General features: G+C 41.5%; 19 protein-coding genes. 14 read left to right on the top strand and 5 right to left on the bottom strand.

Annotation, left to right across the window (positions count from 1 at the left end):
* Nucleotides 1–23 precede the first annotated feature (23 nt).
* Entirely contained in the window at nucleotides 24–1,823 is a 1,800-nt protein-coding gene (locus J2W55_RS23160) for an ATP-binding protein (protein WP_310101914.1), read from the top strand.
* Here J2W55_RS23160 and J2W55_RS23155 read toward each other — a convergent pair.
* The gene (locus tag J2W55_RS23155; RefSeq protein WP_310101911.1) at nucleotides 1,820–2,281 is read right to left on the bottom strand and encodes a type I restriction enzyme HsdR N-terminal domain-containing protein; all 462 of its coding nucleotides are present in this window, start codon (nucleotides 2,279–2,281) and stop codon (nucleotides 1,820–1,822) included. The two genes, J2W55_RS23160 and J2W55_RS23155, sit on opposite strands and share 4 nt — an antisense overlap.
* A gap of 132 nt (nucleotides 2,282–2,413) precedes the next feature.
* Between J2W55_RS23155 and holA the strand changes: the two genes are divergently transcribed.
* The 3 genes from holA to J2W55_RS23140 all read left to right on the top strand — a co-directional run bounded on the left by holA (nucleotide 2,414) and on the right by J2W55_RS23140 (nucleotide 5,176).
* Nucleotides 2,414–3,436 carry a DNA polymerase III subunit delta gene (gene holA, locus J2W55_RS23150; RefSeq protein ID WP_310101908.1) on the top strand — a complete coding sequence of 341 codons (1,023 nt, stop codon included), beginning with the start codon at nucleotides 2,414–2,416 and terminating at the stop codon, nucleotides 3,434–3,436.
* A 302-nt stretch (nucleotides 3,437–3,738) separates the two neighbouring features.
* The gene (gene cysC, locus J2W55_RS23145) at nucleotides 3,739–4,302 is read left to right on the top strand and encodes an adenylyl-sulfate kinase (RefSeq protein ID WP_310101905.1); all 564 of its coding nucleotides are present in this window, start codon (nucleotides 3,739–3,741) and stop codon (nucleotides 4,300–4,302) included.
* Nucleotides 4,303–4,342: 40 nt separating this feature from the next.
* Complete coding sequence (locus J2W55_RS23140; protein WP_310101902.1) at nucleotides 4,343–5,176, top strand: sulfotransferase; 834 nt, start codon at nucleotides 4,343–4,345, stop codon at nucleotides 5,174–5,176.
* Nucleotide 5,177: 1 nt separating this feature from the next.
* Here J2W55_RS23140 and J2W55_RS23135 read toward each other — a convergent pair whose 3' ends face one another.
* Complete coding sequence (locus J2W55_RS23135) at nucleotides 5,178–7,715, bottom strand: PAS domain-containing protein (protein WP_310101899.1); 2,538 nt, start codon at nucleotides 7,713–7,715, stop codon at nucleotides 5,178–5,180.
* 218 nt (nucleotides 7,716–7,933) lie between these two features.
* On the opposite strand from J2W55_RS23135, the gene J2W55_RS23130 reads away from it, so the two are divergent.
* The 3 genes from J2W55_RS23130 (at nucleotide 7,934) to J2W55_RS23120 (ending at nucleotide 11,202) form a co-directional block, all read left to right on the top strand.
* Nucleotides 7,934–8,500 carry a DUF1572 family protein gene (locus tag J2W55_RS23130; RefSeq protein WP_310101896.1) on the top strand — a complete coding sequence of 189 codons (567 nt, stop codon included), beginning with the start codon at nucleotides 7,934–7,936 and terminating at the stop codon, nucleotides 8,498–8,500.
* Nucleotides 8,501–8,587: 87 nt separating this feature from the next.
* Entirely contained in the window at nucleotides 8,588–10,405 is a 1,818-nt protein-coding gene (locus J2W55_RS23125) for a glycoside hydrolase family 9 protein (RefSeq protein WP_310101893.1), read from the top strand.
* Between the two features lie 41 nt (nucleotides 10,406–10,446).
* The gene (locus tag J2W55_RS23120) at nucleotides 10,447–11,202 is read left to right on the top strand and encodes a ThuA domain-containing protein (protein ID WP_310101891.1); all 756 of its coding nucleotides are present in this window, start codon (nucleotides 10,447–10,449) and stop codon (nucleotides 11,200–11,202) included.
* 7 nt (nucleotides 11,203–11,209) lie between these two features.
* Here the strand turns inward: J2W55_RS23120 and J2W55_RS23115 are convergent, their stop codons facing one another.
* Both J2W55_RS23115 and J2W55_RS23110 read right to left on the bottom strand, forming a co-directional pair.
* Complete coding sequence (locus J2W55_RS23115) at nucleotides 11,210–12,385, bottom strand: DUF5009 domain-containing protein (protein ID WP_310101888.1); 1,176 nt, start codon at nucleotides 12,383–12,385, stop codon at nucleotides 11,210–11,212.
* 225 nt (nucleotides 12,386–12,610) lie between these two features.
* Complete coding sequence (locus J2W55_RS23110; protein WP_310101886.1) at nucleotides 12,611–13,003, bottom strand: hypothetical protein; 393 nt, start codon at nucleotides 13,001–13,003, stop codon at nucleotides 12,611–12,613.
* A 217-nt stretch (nucleotides 13,004–13,220) separates the two neighbouring features.
* Between J2W55_RS23110 and J2W55_RS23105 the strand changes: the two genes are divergently transcribed.
* The 3 genes from J2W55_RS23105 (at nucleotide 13,221) to rlmF (ending at nucleotide 15,317) form a co-directional block, all read left to right on the top strand.
* Entirely contained in the window at nucleotides 13,221–13,766 is a 546-nt protein-coding gene (locus J2W55_RS23105) for a hypothetical protein (protein WP_310101884.1), read from the top strand.
* 94 nt (nucleotides 13,767–13,860) lie between these two features.
* On the top strand, nucleotides 13,861–14,331 hold the full coding sequence (locus tag J2W55_RS23100) for a pyrophosphohydrolase domain-containing protein (RefSeq protein ID WP_310101882.1): 471 nt from the start codon (nucleotides 13,861–13,863) through the stop codon (nucleotides 14,329–14,331).
* A 23-nt stretch (nucleotides 14,332–14,354) separates the two neighbouring features.
* Nucleotides 14,355–15,317 (top strand): 23S rRNA (adenine(1618)-N(6))-methyltransferase RlmF, encoded by a 963-nt coding sequence (gene rlmF / locus J2W55_RS23095; protein ID WP_310101879.1) that lies wholly within the window; start codon nucleotides 14,355–14,357, stop codon nucleotides 15,315–15,317.
* Between the two features lie 82 nt (nucleotides 15,318–15,399).
* Here the strand turns inward: rlmF and J2W55_RS23090 are convergent, their stop codons facing one another.
* Complete coding sequence (locus tag J2W55_RS23090; protein WP_310101874.1) at nucleotides 15,400–16,554, bottom strand: acyltransferase family protein; 1,155 nt, start codon at nucleotides 16,552–16,554, stop codon at nucleotides 15,400–15,402.
* Nucleotides 16,555–16,689: 135 nt separating this feature from the next.
* Between J2W55_RS23090 and J2W55_RS23085 the strand changes: the two genes are divergently transcribed.
* The 4 genes from J2W55_RS23085 to J2W55_RS23070 all read left to right on the top strand — a co-directional run bounded on the left by J2W55_RS23085 (nucleotide 16,690) and on the right by J2W55_RS23070 (nucleotide 19,449).
* Nucleotides 16,690–17,367 (top strand): pseudouridine synthase, encoded by a 678-nt coding sequence (locus J2W55_RS23085; RefSeq protein ID WP_310101871.1) that lies wholly within the window; start codon nucleotides 16,690–16,692, stop codon nucleotides 17,365–17,367.
* 73 nt (nucleotides 17,368–17,440) lie between these two features.
* Nucleotides 17,441–17,716 (top strand): hypothetical protein, encoded by a 276-nt coding sequence (locus J2W55_RS23080; RefSeq protein ID WP_310101868.1) that lies wholly within the window; start codon nucleotides 17,441–17,443, stop codon nucleotides 17,714–17,716.
* A gap of 164 nt (nucleotides 17,717–17,880) precedes the next feature.
* The gene (locus tag J2W55_RS23075; protein ID WP_310101865.1) at nucleotides 17,881–19,182 is read left to right on the top strand and encodes a DEAD/DEAH box helicase; all 1,302 of its coding nucleotides are present in this window, start codon (nucleotides 17,881–17,883) and stop codon (nucleotides 19,180–19,182) included.
* A gap of 15 nt (nucleotides 19,183–19,197) precedes the next feature.
* Entirely contained in the window at nucleotides 19,198–19,449 is a 252-nt protein-coding gene (locus J2W55_RS23070) for a DUF1456 family protein (protein WP_310101862.1), read from the top strand.
* Nucleotides 19,450–19,688: the final 239 nt, after the last annotated feature.

Raw genomic sequence — 19,688 nt, 5'->3', positions numbered from 1 at the left:
ACTAAAATGTTTGTTGTTTGAATATGCGCGAAGAATTAGGTTTTTTTAACTTTTCCATTAATAAAGTTCTTTCTAAGGAGCAATCTTTTCTCGACCAGGCACGCATTCGCTTATTATACTACGGTCTTTTTCTGGTATTTGTAACTTCAGGTACTTTACTGGCCAGTGTTTATTTTCAAGGCCAGCTGTTACTGGCCTATACATCAGGCTTTTTGATGTTTAGCGTTGCGGTATTGTTTAAAATGTTAACATACAGACCAAACTGGCGGGTTGTGTCGCATGTATTGCTTATTATAGGCACATTAATAAATGTGAGTATTGTTTACATCTCACTGCAAAATGTAAATATAGTAACTATACAGGTGGTCATTATTGTTATTGTATTCGGCTACTACATGCTGGGACAAAAATGGGGGCTCATATACTCCCTGCTTAACACGGTGCCCATACTTCTTTTTTTGGTAATGGAATATTATAGTAACTATGTGATCTGTATAAAGCCCAATAAAATTGACCAGGCCACTATGGTGATCAGCCTTTTTGCCAATTTTATACTGCTCATTTTTATTCACAGCCACTTTTATAACGCGTTTATTAAGAATTTTAGACAGCTTAAAACGAGCATAAAAGAACAGGCAGCACTTAACCTGAAGCTTGAAAAAGCTATTGATAAGGCCGAAAAATCAACCCATGCCAAATCTGAGTTCCTTTCAACCATGTCGCATGAAATTCGCACCCCGCTTAACGCGGTTATTGGCATGAGCAATTTGCTGATGATGGGAAGTCCAAAACCCGAGCAAAAAGAAAATCTGGAGATACTGAAATTTTCGGCAAACAACCTGCTGGCTATTGTAAATGACGTGCTTGATTTTGATAAGATCGAATCGGGCAAGCTTGTGTTTGAGAATGTACGGTTCAACCTGGTTGAACTGATGAATAATATTTGCGGCGGGCACATACTCAAGGCTCATGAAAAGGGCTTGCAGTTTGAATTGACAATTGATGACAGCCTCAAAAATAAAGTGTTTTTTGGCGATCCAACCCGCATAACGCAGGTTGTTTTTAACTTGGTTAGCAATGCTGTTAAATTTACGTCCCAGGGCAGCGTATGGGTTAAGGTTACCTGTTTGGAGGATCGGCATAATAAGGTTACGGTTAAATTTTTAATAAAGGATACGGGTATAGGTATAAAAGAGGCCAATATGAGCAGCATATTTGAGCCTTTCACCCAGGAATCACTGGCAACCACACGTGAATATGAGGGTACCGGCCTGGGCCTGGCTATTGTGAAACGACTGCTTGAACTGCAGGGATTGTGTATAAAGGTAACAAGCACAATTGCCGAAGGTTCGGAGTTTTCTTTTAATATGGAACTGCCGGTTTCTACCGCGGTAATTACCGAAAATATTACCAAACAGGTTGAAGAAACTCAGGAAAATTACCTGACAAGTTTAAAGGTGCTTGTTGCCGAGGATAATATGGTTAATGTGATGCTGATGAAAAAGTTGCTATCCAAATGGAAAATAATACCAACCATTGCAGAAAATGGCGAGCGGGCGGTTGAATTTATGCAATATGGCAATTTTGATATTATTCTGATGGATTTACAAATGCCCGTAATGAATGGCTTTGATGCCGCTAATGAGATCAGGAAAATGGCCGACCCTAAAAAGGCTAATGTGCCCATCATTGCACTTACAGCATCGGCTATGATTGATATAAAGGATAAGATACATGAGGCCGGAATGAACGGTTACGTATCAAAGCCGTTTAGGCCTAATGAACTGTTTGAAAGAATACGAAGCCTTATAGCCCTTACTTAAGCCGTTTTGATGTAAGCCGGCATATCTTCAATAAACTGATATTGACGTTTGTGATGATCAATATTGCAATAATAATGTTGTAAACCATTACTTACAGCCAATAATGATACCTGGTGTACCATATTGTAGCGCGCTATCTGATCAAATGTTTTTTGATCAATGGTAACTGATGGGGCTTTGCATTCAACTATTAATATCCTTTTTCCATCGGTATTAAATACAACAATGTCTGTCCGTTTTTGCAGGCTGTTGAGTTTCATGCCACCTTCAAGTTTAATGAGTGCCCGCGGATAGTTTTTGTATTTAATAAGGTATTGTACAAAATGCTGGCGCACCCATTCTTCGGGTGTAATAATTATATTTTTTTTCCTGATTTCGTCAAACAAAGTTAACTGCCCGTTTTGATCGCTTATTTTAAAAGGGAAAGGGGGCAGGTTAAGCGGTTGCAGCAGATCCATTTTTAATTTCAAAAAGTAAAAGTAAAAATACCCGATGGCATTTAAACGCTTTATCTTACTAATTTGAATTTTACTTTAAAATTTAACGGCATACCAGTTTTGAATCTTTATTTTTGATTTTTGAATTAAGCAATGGCCGCTCCTGATATAATAAAAGACCTAAAAAATAAAAAACTTAAACCCTTGTACTTACTGCATGGCGAAGAGCCTTATTTTATTGATCTGATAAGCAATTATATTGAGCATAATTTATTATCAGAGGCCGAGAAGGGTTTTAATCAAACTGTTGTTTACGGTAAGGACACGGAAATGATGGCTGTACTTAATGCGGCCAAACGTTATCCTATGATGGCCGATTACCAGGTAGTGCTGGTTAAGGAAGCTCAGGACATGAAATGGGGTAAGGATGACGATGGTAAAAAAGGTATCGATCCGTTATTGAGCTACCTGGAAAACCCGCTGTCCAGCACGATATTGGTTTTTTGCTATAAGTACGGCAAGTTTGATAAGCGGAAAAAAACATACAAGGCGATAGAAAAGAATGGGCTGGTTTTTGAATCGGCCCCCTTATACGATAGTAAAATACCAGCCTGGATAGAGGGCTTTATAAGCGATAAAGGTTATAAAATTAACCCGCAGGCATCGGCCATGCTTTCTGAATATTTGGGCAACGATCTTTCGAAAATAGCCAATGAACTGGAAAAGCTGATGCTCAATATATCGGCAGGACAGGAAATTACACTTAAGCTTATCCAGGACAATATCGGCATTAGCAAAGAATATAATGTATTTGAACTGCAAACAGCTCTGAGTAAAAAAGATGCCTTTAAGGTTAACCAGATCATTAATTATTTTGAAGCCAATCCTAAAGCCAATCCCATTGTGCTGGTATTGGGTAACCTGAATAATTATTTTAGTAAAGTGCTGGCCTATCATTATGTAAAAGATAAATCACAGCAAAACCTGGCTCGCGAGCTGGGCGTAAATCCATATTTTGTGAAAGACTATGAGCAGGCCGGTCGTAGTTATAGTTACCAAAAAACAATGCAAATTGTAAGCTACCTGCGCGAGTATGATCTGAAGAGCAAAGGTGTTGAATCAAATGCACCACATGGTGAGTTGATGAAGGAGTTAATGTTTAAAATACTCCATTAAACACTTGTCTCACCGGTAAAGAATAATGACTTTTCATTGTAACATTTTTGTTACATGTAGCGATGTGAAGGTTTTGTCCGTAAAGCTCAAAATTAAATCAAAAACCCCCTCCAATAGCCTTTTTTGGGCAATTTATGCCCCAAAAATTATCTTTAACGAAATTATTGTGACTATTTGTAAAAGATAATTTACAATCAAGCATAAGAATGTTAGATAAGTAATTGTATAAGTTCACGTTAAACGTTAAGGAAAGTGCCCTGCAAAACTTTCGCTAAATAATATTTACGAATTAACTATTAGGCATGATACTTTTATTTTGCGGCCTGTCGGGAGCAGGAAAAACAACATTGGCAAAAGCCGTAGCTACCGAACTAACAGCGCTCGGAATAAAGATCGAAATAATTGATGGCGACGAGTATCGCCTGGAAATTTGTAAAGATCTGGGTTATTCCAGGAATGACAGGTGCGAGAACATCAGGCGGCTGGGTTTTATTGCCAGCAGGTTCTCGGCTCAGGGCATTGTAACTATTATTAGCGCTATAAACCCTTACGACGATGTAAGGCGCGAACTTGTGGAAAAATATGATCATGTGAATATTGTGCATATAGACTGCCCAGTTAGCAGTCTTATTGAGCGTGATACTAAGGGATTATATAAAAGAGCGCTTTTACCGCAAGGGCATCCTGATAAACTTTTAAACTTAACCGGCATTAATGACCGGTTTGATGTGCCTTACGACGCTGATCTTTATATTAATACCAGCCAAAACACTATACAGCAAAGCTCATCTTTATTGCTTTATTATATACTTAACAACCTTCATCCTGTTGAAAAAGCTTCCAATAAAATGATTGATAATTTTTAAGCTGCCAACTTATATATTTTAAACCGATCGCTTTATAAACATGCAAAAAAGAACACTTATCATAGCCGGAATGCACCGCTCCGGCACATCCCTTATTTCGCACTGGCTTACAAAGTGCGGGTTACAGCTGGGCGAAAAACTTGCCGCCCCCAATCATGGCAATATTGAGGGCCATTTTGAAGACGTGGAGTTTTTAAAGATGCATGAGGAAATATTAGCCAATAATGACCTTCCTATTTCTGGCTTAACTGATTCACAAGTTGCCGGATTCTCTATTTATGAAAAAGAGAAAGTAAAAAGCATAATCAGAATTAAACAACGGTTGTATGACCAGTGGGGGTGGAAGGATCCGCGAACCTGCCTCTTTTTGGATGTTTACCAGGAATTGTTGCCCGACGCCTGCTATCTTATCATCATGCGCGATTACCAATCAGTAGTAAGCTCATTGCTAAGGCGCGAGTTTAAGTATGTTGATAAAAAATACATGGCCCGTAAATACCTGTCAAGGCTGGTATGGCAAAAATTCCGCAGATCCAACAGGCTGCATGAATTTTATCATAATCACGCTACTGAATTTTTAAAGATCTGGATAGTCTATAACCAGGATATTTTAAAATGTATAAAACAGTTAAACCGCGATTCATTTGTGGTAATTAATTACTCCATGTTAAATAAAGAAGATACGAAGGTTTTCTCGTTCCTGAAGAATAACTGGAACCTTAACCTGAAATATTTTAGGTTTAAGGATGTTTTTAAAGAGGGCTTGATAGGTGAAGATGTGGACATAGCCCCATATATAGCCGATAAAACACTTATTGAAAGTGCAGAACAATTACAGGATGAACTTAAAAAGTACATGCAGTTTGTTTGTTAAATTACAGTTCTTGTGTTTTAGTTTGGTCAAACAGGAGCTTAAAAAAGAAGGTGGAACCTTCGCCCGGTTTGCTCTTTATCCAAAAGCTGCCGTTATGCCTTTTTAAAATTTCGGCAGAAATAAATAATCCCAGTCCCAGCCCATCAAAGCGCATAGCCGTATTGTCAACACGGTAATAACGTTCAAATAGTCTGTTAATATTCTTTTCTTCAATGCCAATGCCAAAATCCTGAACAGATACTGTAAAACTGTTAGTTCCGTTTTGCGTACAATTAACCAATATGTTGTTTGCTTCGGGTGAGTATTTGATAGCATTGGTGAGCAAATTGTTTATCACCTGCTCAAGTCTGAAACGGTCTCCGGTGTAAATTATATCCTGCGGACATGTAAGACTGATTCGATGCGATGGAGCAGTGTACTGAACGCCGTCAATACTGTCAGCCAGCATTTCACAGAAGTTAAAAGTTTCCATGTTATACTCCATTTTACCTGCATTAATCCTTGACACATCCAGCAAATCGCTGATCAGTTTTTCAAGCCGTAGTACATGGGTTGCTGATTTTTTTATAAAACTGGTCAGCTTCTGTGGGTCGTTGATGCGCAGCATCAGTTGGTTGAATGCCTTGATGCTAGTAAGCGGGGTTTTTAGTTCATGACTGGCTATTGATAAAAACTCATCTTTTTTCTGCTCATTGGTTTTCTGTATATCAATATTGGTATTTGTTCCTAACCATAGCGTTACCCGGCCGTTTTCAATTAACGGTACGGCCCTGGCCAAATGCCAGCGATATTGTTCGTCATGAAATTTTAAGCGGAACTCTGCCAGATACTCCTTACCGGTTTTTAATGCGGTTAACCATTTTTTTATGCAGGTTTGCTTGTCATTAGGATGAATAAATGCCTGCCAGCCTTTTCTCAAAATCTCTTCGGCACTTATACCAAAGTCGTCACAAACCACTTCATTTACATAATCCAATGTCCCGTTGTGCCGGGCAGTCCACACCTGCTGTGGTATGGCATTCAGTAAAAAGCGGAAGCGTTCTTCATTTTCCTTCTCTTTTTGTCTAACAAGCACTTCGTCTGTAACCTCAAAAATAAAAACGAGTATCCCATCAACTTTATCGGCTGCATCATACCTGGCCTGGTATATAAAGGTAAAATACCGGTCCTCTACAGGGCCGTTTACAGCACGTGCCAGCGGCACCAGTAACTCTTTTCCCTCAAATGTGTTACCGGTTTCGTAAACATTTTTCAGAATATCGCATATCAGCAGATCTTCGAGCTCAGGCAATGCTTCCAGCAATGGTTTACCTGTAAGTGCACGTCCCGCAAAAAGTTGCTGATAAGCAGGATTAACCAGTTCAAATACAAAATTGGGTCCATCAAGCACGCAAACACCAGCAGGCGCCTGCATAAAAAATCTCTTCAACCTTTCGGCCTGGTTTGTGGCCTCTGCCTGTGCCTTTAATAATTCAAGCGTACGTAATTCAACCCTTTCTTCCAGCTCGTCATTTAATTTAAGCAGGTTTTGCCTGGCGCTGAACAATTCTTCATTGGCAGAACTTAGTTCCTCGTTTGAAGTTTGCAGCTCTTCATTAGTGGCTTGTATCTCTTCGTTGGCACGAACCAGCCCCGCATTCAATGTGCGTAACTCCTCCTTTTTTTGCTCCAGGTTTTTGCGGGCTGCAACCAGTTCTGTTATTTCATATTTAAAGCTTAAAACACCAGTGATCTTGCCTTTATCGTCCCTGATAGCCTGATATACTACATCAAAATAATGATTTTCAAGCTTGCCCGTAATCCCATTGGCTAATTGAATGCATATTTCCCTGCCGGTAAAGCTTTGCCCTGTTTTATAAACGTTTTGCAGAATGTCCCATATGGGTTTGCCGGTAACCTCGGGCATAACCGATAACAGCGGCCGGCCGAGCGCTTTTCGGTCAGGAAAAAATTCGTTTTGGTATTGTGGGTTTATAAATTCATAAACCAGGTCTGGCCCTTTTACAATAGCAATTTGCGCGGGTACCTCCTTATATAGCTCCCGCATTTGCCTGCTAAGCTGCGAGGCTTGGGCTGCGGCCATAACTTCTTTTTCCAAACTGGCTTTTAAGTTCTTTTCCGTAAGCACCTGTGTGGTTACGTCATAGGTTTGGTGAATAATATAGCTGATATTACCCCTGGTGTCCAATACAGGTGTATGTGTGGTGTCCCAGTATCGTTCCTGTAATTCGGCTCCTTTGACAGGGGCCGGAATGTCAAAACGTGTTATCGGTAATTTGTGAGGCTTGCGGGTTTTAAGTACCTGCTCTAAAGAAAAAGCGATGCCTCCTTCTTCTGTGGCCCAATCGGGTACTTTCGGAAAAACATCAAAAAGGTGTTTTTCGAGTAAATCTGCCTTGGTTTTGCCGGTTAATTGTAAATAAGCATTACTGGCCGTAAGTATGTACAGTTGCTTTGAAAGAATAAGGTAAGGATGAGGTAATGTTTCAAAAACTCTCAGTACTTCGGGAGACAGAACAGAACCGCGTTTTACAGGCATGGGCAGTATAATAGATAAACAAGATTACTAAACCTAAAGCAATATTTATTAAATAATTATTATTAAAAAAGTATAATTATAAATCCACTTATCATTTGACGTTTTATTCAATCATTTTGTTTTGCCTGTTTTAATTTTGCCAGCTGCGGTTGTTATAAACAGCAAATATTAAACAGCACGGTAATTGACAGGCTCAAAAAAATCTTATCTTTATTTATATGACAGCCGATTACTTGGAAAGCGTTAAAAAGCAGTTTGCCTACTATAAAATGCTGGGCGAGCAAACATTTGCACAGCTTAATGATGAGCAGCTGATGTGGCAATATAACCCGGAATCAAATAGTATCGCAATGATCATCAATCACTTGTCGGGCAATATGATTTCGCGTTGGACGGATATTTTTAATTCAGACGGGGAGAAATCCTGGCGTAACCGCGAAGCAGAATTTGAAGCCATTATCTTAAACCGCGAAGAGCTATTGAAAAAATGGGAAAAGGGCTGGAAATGCCTTTTTGATACGCTTAGTGATTTGTCAAATGATGATCTTAACCGGATAATTTATATCCGCAATATGAGGCATACCGTTGCAGAAGCAATTAACCGTCAGTTAGGTCATTACCCTTACCACGTAGGACAAATTGTTTTTATCGGGAAAATGCTTTGTAATGAACAGTGGCACTCGCTTTCTATCCCCAAAGGAAAGTCAGAGGCGTATAATGCTGATAAGTTTTCAAAAGATAAGCACAGGGAACATTTTACAGATGAATTTAAAAAGGATAAATAACACACCTGTGCCCGGGTAGTATATTTGATCAGCCTAAAAGTACCGGAAAATGCCCGTTTATATACCCGCACACACATGATAAAAATAATGTACAGAACCCTAACCATCTTAATTGCTGTATTGCCAGCCATAGTTCAGGCACAAAAAGTTAAAATTGTAATTAACCAGGTGGGTTATGAAGATATCAGGGCTAAAAAGGCCATAGTGGTTGCTGATAAACCATACCCCATCAGCTCATTTCAACTGGTTGATGCAGATGGTAACGCGGTATTTACCGGTAAAGCAATTTATAGCGGCAAAGTGCCGGGTTGGAAAAACCGGGAATTTTATACTCTTGATTTCAGCAATTTTACCACCGGCGGCAACTACAAAGTGCAGGTAAGTTTACCCGGAGAGAAATTAAGCTCATATCCGTTTAAGATAGGAAAGAATGTACTGGAGCAGGCTACATTGTCAGATGTGGTATATTACTTTAAAGGGCAGCGCAGCGCGGGTGAGAATGATAAAGCCGATCATCATTTGCTGCTATCTGGCAAAACCACTGATACAGTTGACGCGCACGGGGGATGGTATGATGCTACGGGCGATTATGGCAAGCATTTTTCGCATTTGTCCTTCTCTAATTATTTTAATCCGCAGCAAATACCTTTGGTAGTATGGAGCCTTTTGAAAACAAAGGAGATCCTGGATAAAAAAACAGTTAACGATTTTAGGCAAATCAATCGCCGTGTTTTGGATGAGGCTGTTTATGGTGCCGATTACCTGGCACGCATGCAGGTTAAAAACGGCTCGTTTTACCGGTCGGTTTCAGCGCCGGGCCCGGGTAAGCTTGCTAAAGACCACGTTATACAGCCCGATGAAGGATCATATCGCATAAAGAAAACTAAGGATTCGCCTTTTACAGACAGGCGCGAAAATATCAGCTGGCGCCGCTATCAAAGCAGCTACCGCTCTGGCGGCGGTATGGCCATTGCCGCGCTTGCCATGGCATCAATGTTAAAGGTAAACGGCGATTTTACCAGCGAACAATATTTGCAAGCCGCCGAAAATGCCTTTAATTTTCTTGAAGCCAATAATAAATTAATGGATTTTGACGGTCATGAAAATATACTGGATGATTATTGTGCTTTAAGCGCTGCAACTGAACTGTATAAAGCAACAAAAAAACAAGTGTACCTAACCACGGCGAACAAACGGGCTAACAGCTTGATCAGCCGCTTGTCTGCATGGAAAAACTATCAGAATTACTGGCAGGCCGATAGCCTTGGCAGGCCTTTCTTTCACCCGTCGGATGCCGGGTTGCCCGTGGTGAGTCTCATTTATTATTATCCTTATGCCGGCGAAGCGATGCAGGCGTCCATTAAAAAAGCCATCAGATCATCGTTTGATTTTGAGTTAAAGGTTACGCATGAAGTTAACAATCCGTTTGGTTACAGCCGTCAGTTAGTGCAGGATACACTGGGTAACAGGCGCACATCATTCTTCTTTCCGCAGGGTAGCGACGCTTCGCCGTGGTGGCAGGGTGAAAACGCGCGGTTATCGTCTATGGCAGCAGCAGCGCGGCTGGCCGCCGGGCTCTTTGCAGATGACAAGACCTATCATGACCAGCTTGAAACCTTTGCGGTTGATCAGCTTAACTGGGTACTTGGCCTTAATCCGTTTGATGCCAGTATGCTGCAAGGTACCGGGCATAATAACCCTGCTTATGGTTTCTTTGGTACTTTTGAGTACACCAATGCTCCCGGTGGTATTGTTAATGGCGTAACCGGCGGCCTTAATGACGAAAAGGATATTGATTTCAATTTGTCGTACGCCCAGATCCATAAAGATTATGACTGGCGTTGGGCTGAACAGTGGTTGCCGCACACAGCCTGGTACCTGCTGGCTGTTGCCATACATGAATAATAAGCTGGAAAAATATAATGCGGAAGTTTAGCTTTATATATATGAAAAAACTTGGGTTACTGATCTGCATCAGCATATTTTGTTGTTTGGGTATGCAAGCGCAAACCGCGCATTTTAAGGTGCTGGCGCTTTATGAAAACGGTGGCCACCATATTGAGTTTTCAAAGCGCGCCAAAGTATGGCTCGATAAGCTTGCCGCTGATAAAGGTTTCACCATTGATTATATACAGAACACCGATAAAATTGACGACGCCTTTTTAAGTAAGTACCAGTTATTCCTGCAATTGGATTATGTGCCTTACGCCTGGACAGATAAGGCCATGGCAGCTTTTCAAAAATACATTGATGAGGGTAAAGGCGGCTGGGTAGGTTTTCATCATGCTACCCTTTTAGGTGAATTTGACGGCTACCATGAGTGGCAATGGTTCTCGACCTTTATGGGGGGCATAACCTATAAAAATTACATAGCAACGTTTGCCAAAGGAAGGGTAAATATAGAAGATAAAAAGCACCCGGTAATGAAAGGTGTCCCGGCATCATTCCTGGTGCAGCAGGAGGAGTGGTATACTTATGATAAAAGCCCGCGCCCCAACGTACATGTGCTGGCCAGTGTTGATGAATTAACTTACGACCCGCAGGGCAACATCAAAATGGGCGACCATCCCGTTATCTGGACAAACGAGCATAAAAAAGCCCGCAATGTGTATATTTTTATGGGGCATTCGCCAAATCTGCTTGACAACCAGGCCTGGGTTAAAATGGTAACCAACGCCATTTTTTGGGCCGCAGGCAAATAATACCGCATTAAACTTTCAGCCTGATCCGTTTTTTTTCCATAATCCCAACCAGTGCTATCAGTATAAACGCGGTAGCCATGGAGCGCGCCAATCCCAAAATTCCTGAATTAAACACAGCGGGATAACTGATATGGAACAGCATAAGCAGGAAAACCTGGAAGTAAGGCATCAAATAACAGGTAAGCGTACTGGTACCCGCAGGCCATATCATGCTGAACCAGTTTTTTTTACCTTTAACATCAACCAGGTAAATCATAAGCTCAAACACCAGTATGGTTATGCCGCTGCAAATAAATATCCAGGCCGGCGTTGAGCGGATCTTGGAGATCCCATCGGCATATGGCCTGATCAGCAATCCGCCAATAATGAGCAAGGCCCCGGTGAGGCCAAATATCAGCCACATGCGCTGTGTTTTACCTGATGAAACCAGCATGGCGTATAATTCAGAGATCACAATGCCGCCCATAGTTAAGCATATAGCCGATGCGTCGCCTATTAAGAATATCCCCTTAGGGATAATGCCTGTATGCCTGGCTATATTTATGGCTACAAACAATATCAATACCGGTGCAAGAACTTTAAGTTTTCCTTTTGCCAGCAGGTAAACTACGGCACATATCAGGTAAGCCCAGCCAATGATACCCAATATTCCCCACCACTGCGGGCGCATCCAGGTTACTTCGCCATCATCCCTTCCTTTGTATATCGCGGCCATTGCTATCAGTATAGCTATTCCCAGTCCCGATAAAATATATTTTTTGGCTTTGCTTATGGTTTCGGGATAATCCAGCCAGATCAGGAAAAACGCGATAGTGATCAGTATGGCCCAAAGTGCCTTGGGTATTACAGCGGTTGTACTGTCATAGCTTTCCAGGTTAACATGAAAAAAGCCCATAATAATAAGCGCTGCACTGCGGATGAGTATATAAAACAAAATAGCGGTAAATGGATCGCCCTTGTTTATCCTGTTTTTTATGGCAAATGGCAACGACAAGCCTACAATGAAAAGGAAAGCCGGGAATATAGTATCTGCAAAACCCATGGCATCGGCTTTGCCCGGAGCATGGTCAATCCATTCGGGAATGTTTTTTACACCACTCGCATCATTAACAAATATCATCAGCAACATGGTAATTGCACGTAATACATCAATTGATAAAAGGCGCCTGGGTAACTGTTGCATTTTAAAATATTAAAAATTGTGTTATACTAATATAAACACGCTTGTATTTTAATTTGCAGGAATATAAGGGTTTAAGTTTAATAATTATATTTTAATGCTATTAAACAAACAAAATCAGTAAATCGTCCGGATTAAAGTTTGAGCAAAAAAAAGCAAGACCTAAAAGATCTTGCTTTTTGAATAGCATATTTCAATAATTCACTAAATAATTATTTACTATGGCTTTTATGCTTTGCTTGCTGCCGGTTTTTTAACAGCGGCCGTTTTAGTTGCGGGTTTAGCTGCAGGCTTTGTTGTTTTTGCGGGAGCGGGCGTTGCTGCTGGTTTTTTCGCTGCTGCTGTTTTTACTTCAGGGGCAACGGTAACCTTAGCGTCGGAAACTGGTTTTTTATCTTTTGCAACCTTTGCAGCAGGTTTGGCGCTATCAGCACTAATTTTCGCGGCAAGCGTTTTAGCCAAATTTTTTGAAGCTTTTTCAACAGCTTTACTTACTTTTTTAAAATCGGACTCAAATTCGCTTACTACAGTTTTTAATTGTGCAAAAAGTTTATCATTTAATTGTTTTTTAAGGGCTTTGCGGGCTTCCTTAGCTACGGTTTTGGCTTTATCGTTCTTCATATTATCGAATAGGGGACTGTTGAGGTGCTTTGAATTATTTTCGATGCAAAGTTAGGTTAATGAAATGTGATTTTAATATTATATTTATGTTAACAAAGTTGCTTGATGTTAAGTAATTATTAATAAAAATAAACGGTTATCTTGCTCATTTTTAGTCTTCTAATATCAGCAATTTAATATAAATGCGGTATCGTATTTGTGATACTTTAGTAAATTTATGAAAAGATATTGTTTATTAATAGTCGCGCTTGCCGCATTGCTTTTTCTGTCGTGTAATCAAAACCGGCAGGCAAAAAGTAATAAGGGCAGCAAAAGGTATACGCAGCCCCCATACATACATGCCCGGCCCGCCGCTATCGATACCGGTTATAATAAAAGGCAATTTGCGTATATTAAAAACCTGCAGCAAAAAAATGGGAAATGGATATGTACTGCTGATTATATTGAGTTTTATATGGGTGATAAAGCAGTGCAGGTGGCCAAAAAGCGTGGAGACGCCGCGGCGGACACGGGAGCAAACGGCAAGATCACCTATTTTGTTTATAACGATTATTACATTGTTAATGATAGTAAACAACTGCAAAGCCTGGCCGTTTCGCCTGCGGTAGTTATAAAGCTGGTTGATTTTAGCGGGGGGCAATTAAAAATGCGGAACAGTAGTTTTGATGAATTGCTAAACCTGAAACACAGGGATTCATATCCATTTATTTTGGGTATTTCGGCCGGGGTTATAAAAAGCATAATTCAGCAGTACGTTCCTTAAATCAGCAGTATTTTTGTGATAATGTCAATGATTTTTGAAAGGGTTTGGGTTAATTTATAACTTAGCAACGCTTATATACATGCCTTAAAATATCATGATCAAAGATTTAAATTCCTTAAACCAGGTAGCCGAATTTCACAGCACCTTTAAACACCCTATTATAGCCGCTCCGGTTATTCCTTCAAAGGAGCGTTGCAATTTGCGTATTGCCTTGTTGGCCGAAGAGCTGAAGGAATTGCAGCAGGCAGTTGACGACAACAATTTGGTTGAAATAGCCGACGCCCTTTGCGATCTGCAATATGTACTATCAGGCGCGGTATTGGAGTTTGGCCTGGCCACAAAGTTTAAAGAATTGTTTGACGAGGTGCACCGCTCCAATATGAGCAAGGCCTGCAAAACCATTGAAGAAGCTAATCAAACCATTGAGTATTATCGCAATGCGGATGGTACGGAATCGCATTATAAAGAGATAGACGGCTTGTTCCTGGTTTACCGCACCGCTGATAATAAAACCCTGAAATCAATAAACTATTCACCTGCCAATTTGAGCAGCATTGTAGGATAAATCTATTTAAATAAAATAAAAATTTGCCAGAACCAGCTTCAAACCAACCAGCGCCTAAAGAAACCATGCACCCGCGTAACCGGCACCGTATGGGATATGATTTTAAGGCGCTGATAAAAGCCATCCCGCAGTTGCGGCCCTTTGTTACAGTAAACCAATACGATAACTCAACCATCAATTTTGCCAATCCCGATGCCGTTAAAATGCTGAACCGGGCGTTGTTAAAGCTTCATTATGGAATTGACAGCTGGGATATACCCGACGGTTATCTATGTCCGCCAATACCCGGTCGTGCCGATTATATCCATTATGTGGCCGATCTGCTGGCTGCATCTAATGAAGGTGTCATACGTAAAGGTAAAAGAGTAAGGGTTTTGGACATTGGCGTAGGGGCCAACTGTGTTTATCCAATTATTGGGCAGCAGGAGTATGGCTGGAGCTTTGTTGGGACTGATATTGACGAAGCAGCTATTGAATCGGCACAAAATATCATCAGCAATAACCCGCAGTTGAAAAACACGATAGAACTGCGCCTGCAAAAACACCGTGCAGATATTTTTGTGTTTGCGATAAAGCCAGGGGAGTTTTTTGATCTTACTATTTGCAACCCTCCGTTTCACGCTTCTATTAAAGAAGCTGCCGAAGGTTCGCGTCGTAAATGGAATAATCTGGGTATTAAAACCGGAAAAGAAAAAGAGCCCGTACTGAACTTTGGCGGCCAGAACGCCGAGTTATGGTACCCGGGCGGCGAAGCTGCTTTTTTGAAAACTATGGCTACGCAAAGTACAAGATTTGCCAAACAATGCCTGTGGTTTACTACGCTGGTATCAAAAAAAGAAAACCTGCGCATTTTGTATAATGCCCTGCAAAAGGCCGGCGCAACGGAGGTACAAACCATCAATATGTCGCAGGGGCAAAAGGTAAGCCGTATTATGGCGTGGACGTTCTTTTCACCTGAAGAACGGGGGCAATGGATTAACCGTTGATTTTTTAGGATATTATTGATCTCGCTGATTTTTCAGGATTTAGAAAAACCAGCGGGATCTATGTAATTATTCCCTTCAGCGGTTACACCCGTAAAAATGTCTTTTTCTGGTATAAATAATACAGGAATAACCATTTAACCATGATGAAACAAACAGCCAAAGCTACAATATTGTAAGGATCGCCAATCAATTGGCCAAGCCAGCCAAAAAGGCTATTGGTGGTATATTGCCATTTGATGAAATGACCTGATATATAGATCAGTATGGAATTCATGCCGATAACCTTGAAGAAAAAAGCCCACTTTTTATAACCCAGCACATCAATGATGTAATAAAAAAGCGCCATGAGCAGCAAGCTGATGCCGCCAACGTGCATTACAAATGAGCTTGACCACAGGTTTTTATTGATAGGAAAATCCAGGTTCCATATTTGCGCTATGATCAGGAAAATGACACCGGTAACCGCCATAATGGTCACCTTGCGCAATTGTGGCAGCCCGGTCCTTTTTAGCAATGAACCTGTAAGTATCCCCAATAAACCGGTGCTGATAGCCGGAATGGTAGAAAATAACCCTTCGGGATCATGAATGCCTAAATATAGTTTACCCGGCAGCAGGGTGCGATCCATATAAGAGGCAAAGTTGCCTTGCATGGTAAGGTCACCGTGTGGAAAACCCGGTGCTGAGGTGAACTTTAACAACAGCCAGTAGCCAATGATAAAAATCCAGAACCACACCATTTGCATGCGTTCCTTACTGTACAGGAAAATAATATTGGCAAACATATAAGCTATACCAATGCGGCCAAGCACACTGGCAAACCGTATTTGGGCTATGGGCATTATGGTGAGGCCATTATTTACCACCAGGCCGAGCAGTACCAGTATAATAGCTCTTTTAATAACCCTGATGGTCAACTGCCCGCGACTTTTACCTTTCTCCAGCTCGCGGCCAACCGAAAATGGGGTTGATACACCGGCCATGAACAAAAACAAGGGGAATATCAGATCGTATAAATGAAAGCCATTCCAGTCGGGGTGGGTAAACTGTAAGGCAATGGTTTCCCAAAACGGAGATTTAGTGGCTTTTGCCAGGGTATGAAATATCTCCTCGCCGCCCATTATCCAAAACATATCAAAGCCGCGCAGGGCATCTAAAGAAAATAAGCGCGTGGGCGCGGTGTTAATATCATCGGGCGTGTTATTGCCTGTGGCAGTGGTACTTGTTGCGGCGGTCATTGTTCAAAAAGATTTAGTGATTTACTAAAGGTATAAAAAGCAAACTATTTAAAATATTTTTTTTAGTTAACTATACTTTATAAAATGGAATTGTTACATAGCGTTGTAACTTCGCACTTTCGGAAAAGACACTGCATGTTAGAGATAATTTACCGCGATGAGTACCTTATCGCCATTAATAAGCCCCACGGCCTGCTGGTACACCGGTCGCCCATTGCGGCCGACGCGTCTGAGTTTGCCTTGCAGTTACTGCGCGACCAGATTGGCCAAAAGGTAAATCCGGCACACCGCATTGACCGCAAAACAGGGGGCATATTGTTATTTGCGCTTGACAAACAAGCTGAGGTAGCCATGCAGCAGCAGTTTATGGAAAACAAGGTACATAAAAAATACCTGGCGATAGTACGCGGCCACACACCCGACCGTGAGGATATTGATTATCCCCTGCGTAAGGAAAATGGCACATTACAGGACGCGTTTACAAAGTATACCACTTTAAAACGTGCCGAGCTGGATATAGCTTTGGGTAAACATGCTACCTCCAGGTATTCGCTGGTAGAGGCAGAGCCGGCAACCGGCCGTATGCACCAGTTACGTAAACATTTCAGTCATATTTTTCACCCCATTATTGGCGATCGCACCCACGGCTGCAACAAGCAGAATAAGCTGTTTAAAGAAATGTGGGAAATGGAAACTATGCTGCTGCATGCCTCGCAACTGCAATTTATACATCCGGTGACTGGCAAAAATGTGCAGATAAGCGCCGGTTTGCAGCCTGAATTTTTGCGGGTAATGCAAATTATGGGTTGGTAACGGCTTTATATTTAACATAATAAAATAAACAAAAGCACTTTTCAATTGTATTTTATGCAAATACATAAAGAAAATGATCAAATCAGCAGATTATAATTTATATACTCCTGATGGTGAGCGTTTTATTACCATAAAGCCGGTAAATCATGCTGTGCCTGGTGTTAAGTTAAATGTAACAGGTGTGTTTAAATTAAGTGAAGGGAAAGTGAGTTTGGGCGAAATTGTTTTTGACGATAATATGCGTGCATGGGAATATACTGGTTTTGGCGATCTGACACATAAACAAGCCGCCGAAATTGCCCAATATATACAGGATAGAACCCACCGGGAACTGGAAGGCAGCAGATAAATAGTTTGTAATCCTTCGCTTTGCTTCCCATGACGTGTTTGCTTCATAGAAATAAGAGGACAAGTTCGGCACGCCATCATTTTGCCATGGATTAACGGGCCATCGCAAACCATCAGGAGGCAATGATTTTATTTACCTTATCTTTGCGTACTCCAACACTGATAATGATAAAGCAAGCACTCCAGAATCTTAAAATAAATGCCCTTAACCCAATGCAGGAGGCCGCTATCAGCGCAGCCAAAAAAAGCGATGTGATACTGCTGTCGCCCACAGGCTCGGGTAAAACGCTTGGGTTTTTATTGCCTTTGTTAGGTTTGCTGGATGCGGATATCCCTACCGTGCAGGCGCTTATTATGGTGCCATCAAGGGAACTTGCCTTACAGATAGAACAGGTTTTTAAAACTATGAGTACCGGTTTTAAAGTGAATTGCTGTTATGGCGGGCACCCGGTAAAAATTGAACGGAATAATTTGTCGCAGCCGCCGGCTGTTTTAATAGGCACACCGGGCCGTATTGCCCATCACCTGCGGAGGGAAAGTTTTAGTACCCATACTATCCGCACCCTGATATTGGACGAGTTTGATAAAGCCCTTGAGTTTGGTTTCCAGGAAGATATGGCATATATCATTAACCAGATGCCGGCAATCAATAAACGTATACTTACCTCGGCCACCAAAATGGAGGAGATCCCGGCTTTTACCGGCATGGTAAAGCCAATTGAGCTCGATTACCTCACCCACGGAGCATCAACGCCTGACATTAAGCAAAAGGCGGTAATTGCCGAAGCCGCCGATAAACTGGATGCCCTGTTTGCGCTGATCTGCAAAATTGGCGATGAGGCCACGCTTGTATTCTGTAATCACCGCGAAGCGGTAGAGCGCATCAGCGATTTGCTGTTTGACCGTGGCCTGCCGCATGATATATTTCATGGGGGTATGGAGCAGGACGACCGTGAACGCGCGTTATTAAAATTCAGGAATGGCAGTCACCGCTTACTGATCACCACTGACCTCGCGTCCCGCGGGTTGGATATACCTGAAATTGAACATATAGTACATTACCAGCTGCCGCACAATGAAGAAGCCTATTTACATCGTAATGGCCGCACAGCAAGGATGCACGCCAAAGGCACATCGTACCTGATGTTGTCGCCCGATGAAAAGCCTGCTTATTTAAAGGAAATACCCGAAATTGAAGAATTGCCCGAAAACCCGGTTATGCCTCCGCTATCGCCATGGGCCACATTATATGTTGCTGCGGGTAAAAAAGATAAGGTGAACAAGATTGACGTGGTTGGTTTGCTGCTAAAAAAAGGCGGTCTGGATAAGGAAGATGTTGGTTTGATAGAAGTGCATGACTTCGCTTCATACGCGGCTGTAAAACGCAACCGTATTGAAAAAGCGGTTCAACTTATTAAAGGTGAAAAGATCAAAAACAAAAAAGTTAAAATAGATATTTCAAGATAATTAGCAAAGAATAACATGAGCAATAATGATATCATGAAAAAGCTACGGGTAGCTATGAAATTTACCGATGATGATATTATAAAGGTATTGGAGCTGGCCAACTTCAGGATTACCAAAACTGAACTGGGCGCCATATTCCGCGCTGATGACCACCCCAACTTTAAACCCTGTGGCGACCAGATCCTGCGTAATTTTCTCAACGGCCTCATCATTTACAAACGGGGCCCCATGCCGGATAAGCGGGCTCCAAAAGCGGAAGGAAAATAGATAGAGGAAAGAGAGGCGCCACGCAGAATTTATTAGCAGTTTTGGCATACGGGTTACTTGTCCGGTGGGATGCTGAAACAAGTTCAGCATGACAATATGATAAAACAAAAAGCGGGATGGTAAAACCATCCCGCTTTTTGTTTTATCTCACATCTCACATCTCACATCTCACATCTCACATCTCACATCTCACATCTCACATCTCACATCTCACATCTCACATCTCACATCTCACATCT

Source organism: Mucilaginibacter pocheonensis (genome assembly GCF_031456535.1).
In the GTDB taxonomy this organism is placed as follows: domain Bacteria; phylum Bacteroidota; class Bacteroidia; order Sphingobacteriales; family Sphingobacteriaceae; genus Mucilaginibacter; species Mucilaginibacter pocheonensis.
Note: the sequence above shows the minus strand (reverse complement) of the source record. Positions and strands in the feature narration are given on the sequence as shown.

Bases quoted from the DNA above. Each gene is read 5' to 3' on its own strand.
- J2W55_RS23110 (WP_310101886.1), bottom strand. From the start codon at position 13,003: ATGAAGAACGATAAAGCCAAAACCGTAGCTAAGGAAGCCCGCAAAGCC.
- J2W55_RS23105 (WP_310101884.1), top strand. From the start codon at position 13,221: ATGAAAAGATATTGTTTATTAATAGTCGCGCTTGCCGCATTGCTTTTT.
- J2W55_RS23160 (WP_310101914.1), top strand. From the start codon at position 24: ATGCGCGAAGAATTAGGTTTTTTTAACTTTTCCATTAATAAAGTTCTT.
- J2W55_RS23100 (WP_310101882.1), top strand. From the start codon at position 13,861: ATGATCAAAGATTTAAATTCCTTAAACCAGGTAGCCGAATTTCACAGC.
- J2W55_RS23115 (WP_310101888.1), bottom strand. From the start codon at position 12,385: ATGCAACAGTTACCCAGGCGCCTTTTATCAATTGATGTATTACGTGCA.
- cysC (WP_310101905.1), top strand. From the start codon at position 3,739: ATGATACTTTTATTTTGCGGCCTGTCGGGAGCAGGAAAAACAACATTG.
- J2W55_RS23085 (WP_310101871.1), top strand. From the start codon at position 16,690: ATGTTAGAGATAATTTACCGCGATGAGTACCTTATCGCCATTAATAAG.
- holA (WP_310101908.1), top strand. From the start codon at position 2,414: ATGGCCGCTCCTGATATAATAAAAGACCTAAAAAATAAAAAACTTAAA.
- J2W55_RS23090 (WP_310101874.1), bottom strand. From the start codon at position 16,554: ATGACCGCCGCAACAAGTACCACTGCCACAGGCAATAACACGCCCGAT.
- J2W55_RS23155 (WP_310101911.1), bottom strand. From the start codon at position 2,281: ATGGATCTGCTGCAACCGCTTAACCTGCCCCCTTTCCCTTTTAAAATA.
- J2W55_RS23075 (WP_310101865.1), top strand. From the start codon at position 17,881: ATGATAAAGCAAGCACTCCAGAATCTTAAAATAAATGCCCTTAACCCA.
- J2W55_RS23070 (WP_310101862.1), top strand. From the start codon at position 19,198: ATGAGCAATAATGATATCATGAAAAAGCTACGGGTAGCTATGAAATTT.
- J2W55_RS23135 (WP_310101899.1), bottom strand. From the start codon at position 7,715: ATGCCTGTAAAACGCGGTTCTGTTCTGTCTCCCGAAGTACTGAGAGTT.
- J2W55_RS23130 (WP_310101896.1), top strand. From the start codon at position 7,934: ATGACAGCCGATTACTTGGAAAGCGTTAAAAAGCAGTTTGCCTACTAT.
- J2W55_RS23140 (WP_310101902.1), top strand. From the start codon at position 4,343: ATGCAAAAAAGAACACTTATCATAGCCGGAATGCACCGCTCCGGCACA.
- J2W55_RS23080 (WP_310101868.1), top strand. From the start codon at position 17,441: ATGATCAAATCAGCAGATTATAATTTATATACTCCTGATGGTGAGCGT.
- J2W55_RS23120 (WP_310101891.1), top strand. From the start codon at position 10,447: ATGAAAAAACTTGGGTTACTGATCTGCATCAGCATATTTTGTTGTTTG.
- J2W55_RS23125 (WP_310101893.1), top strand. From the start codon at position 8,588: ATGTACAGAACCCTAACCATCTTAATTGCTGTATTGCCAGCCATAGTT.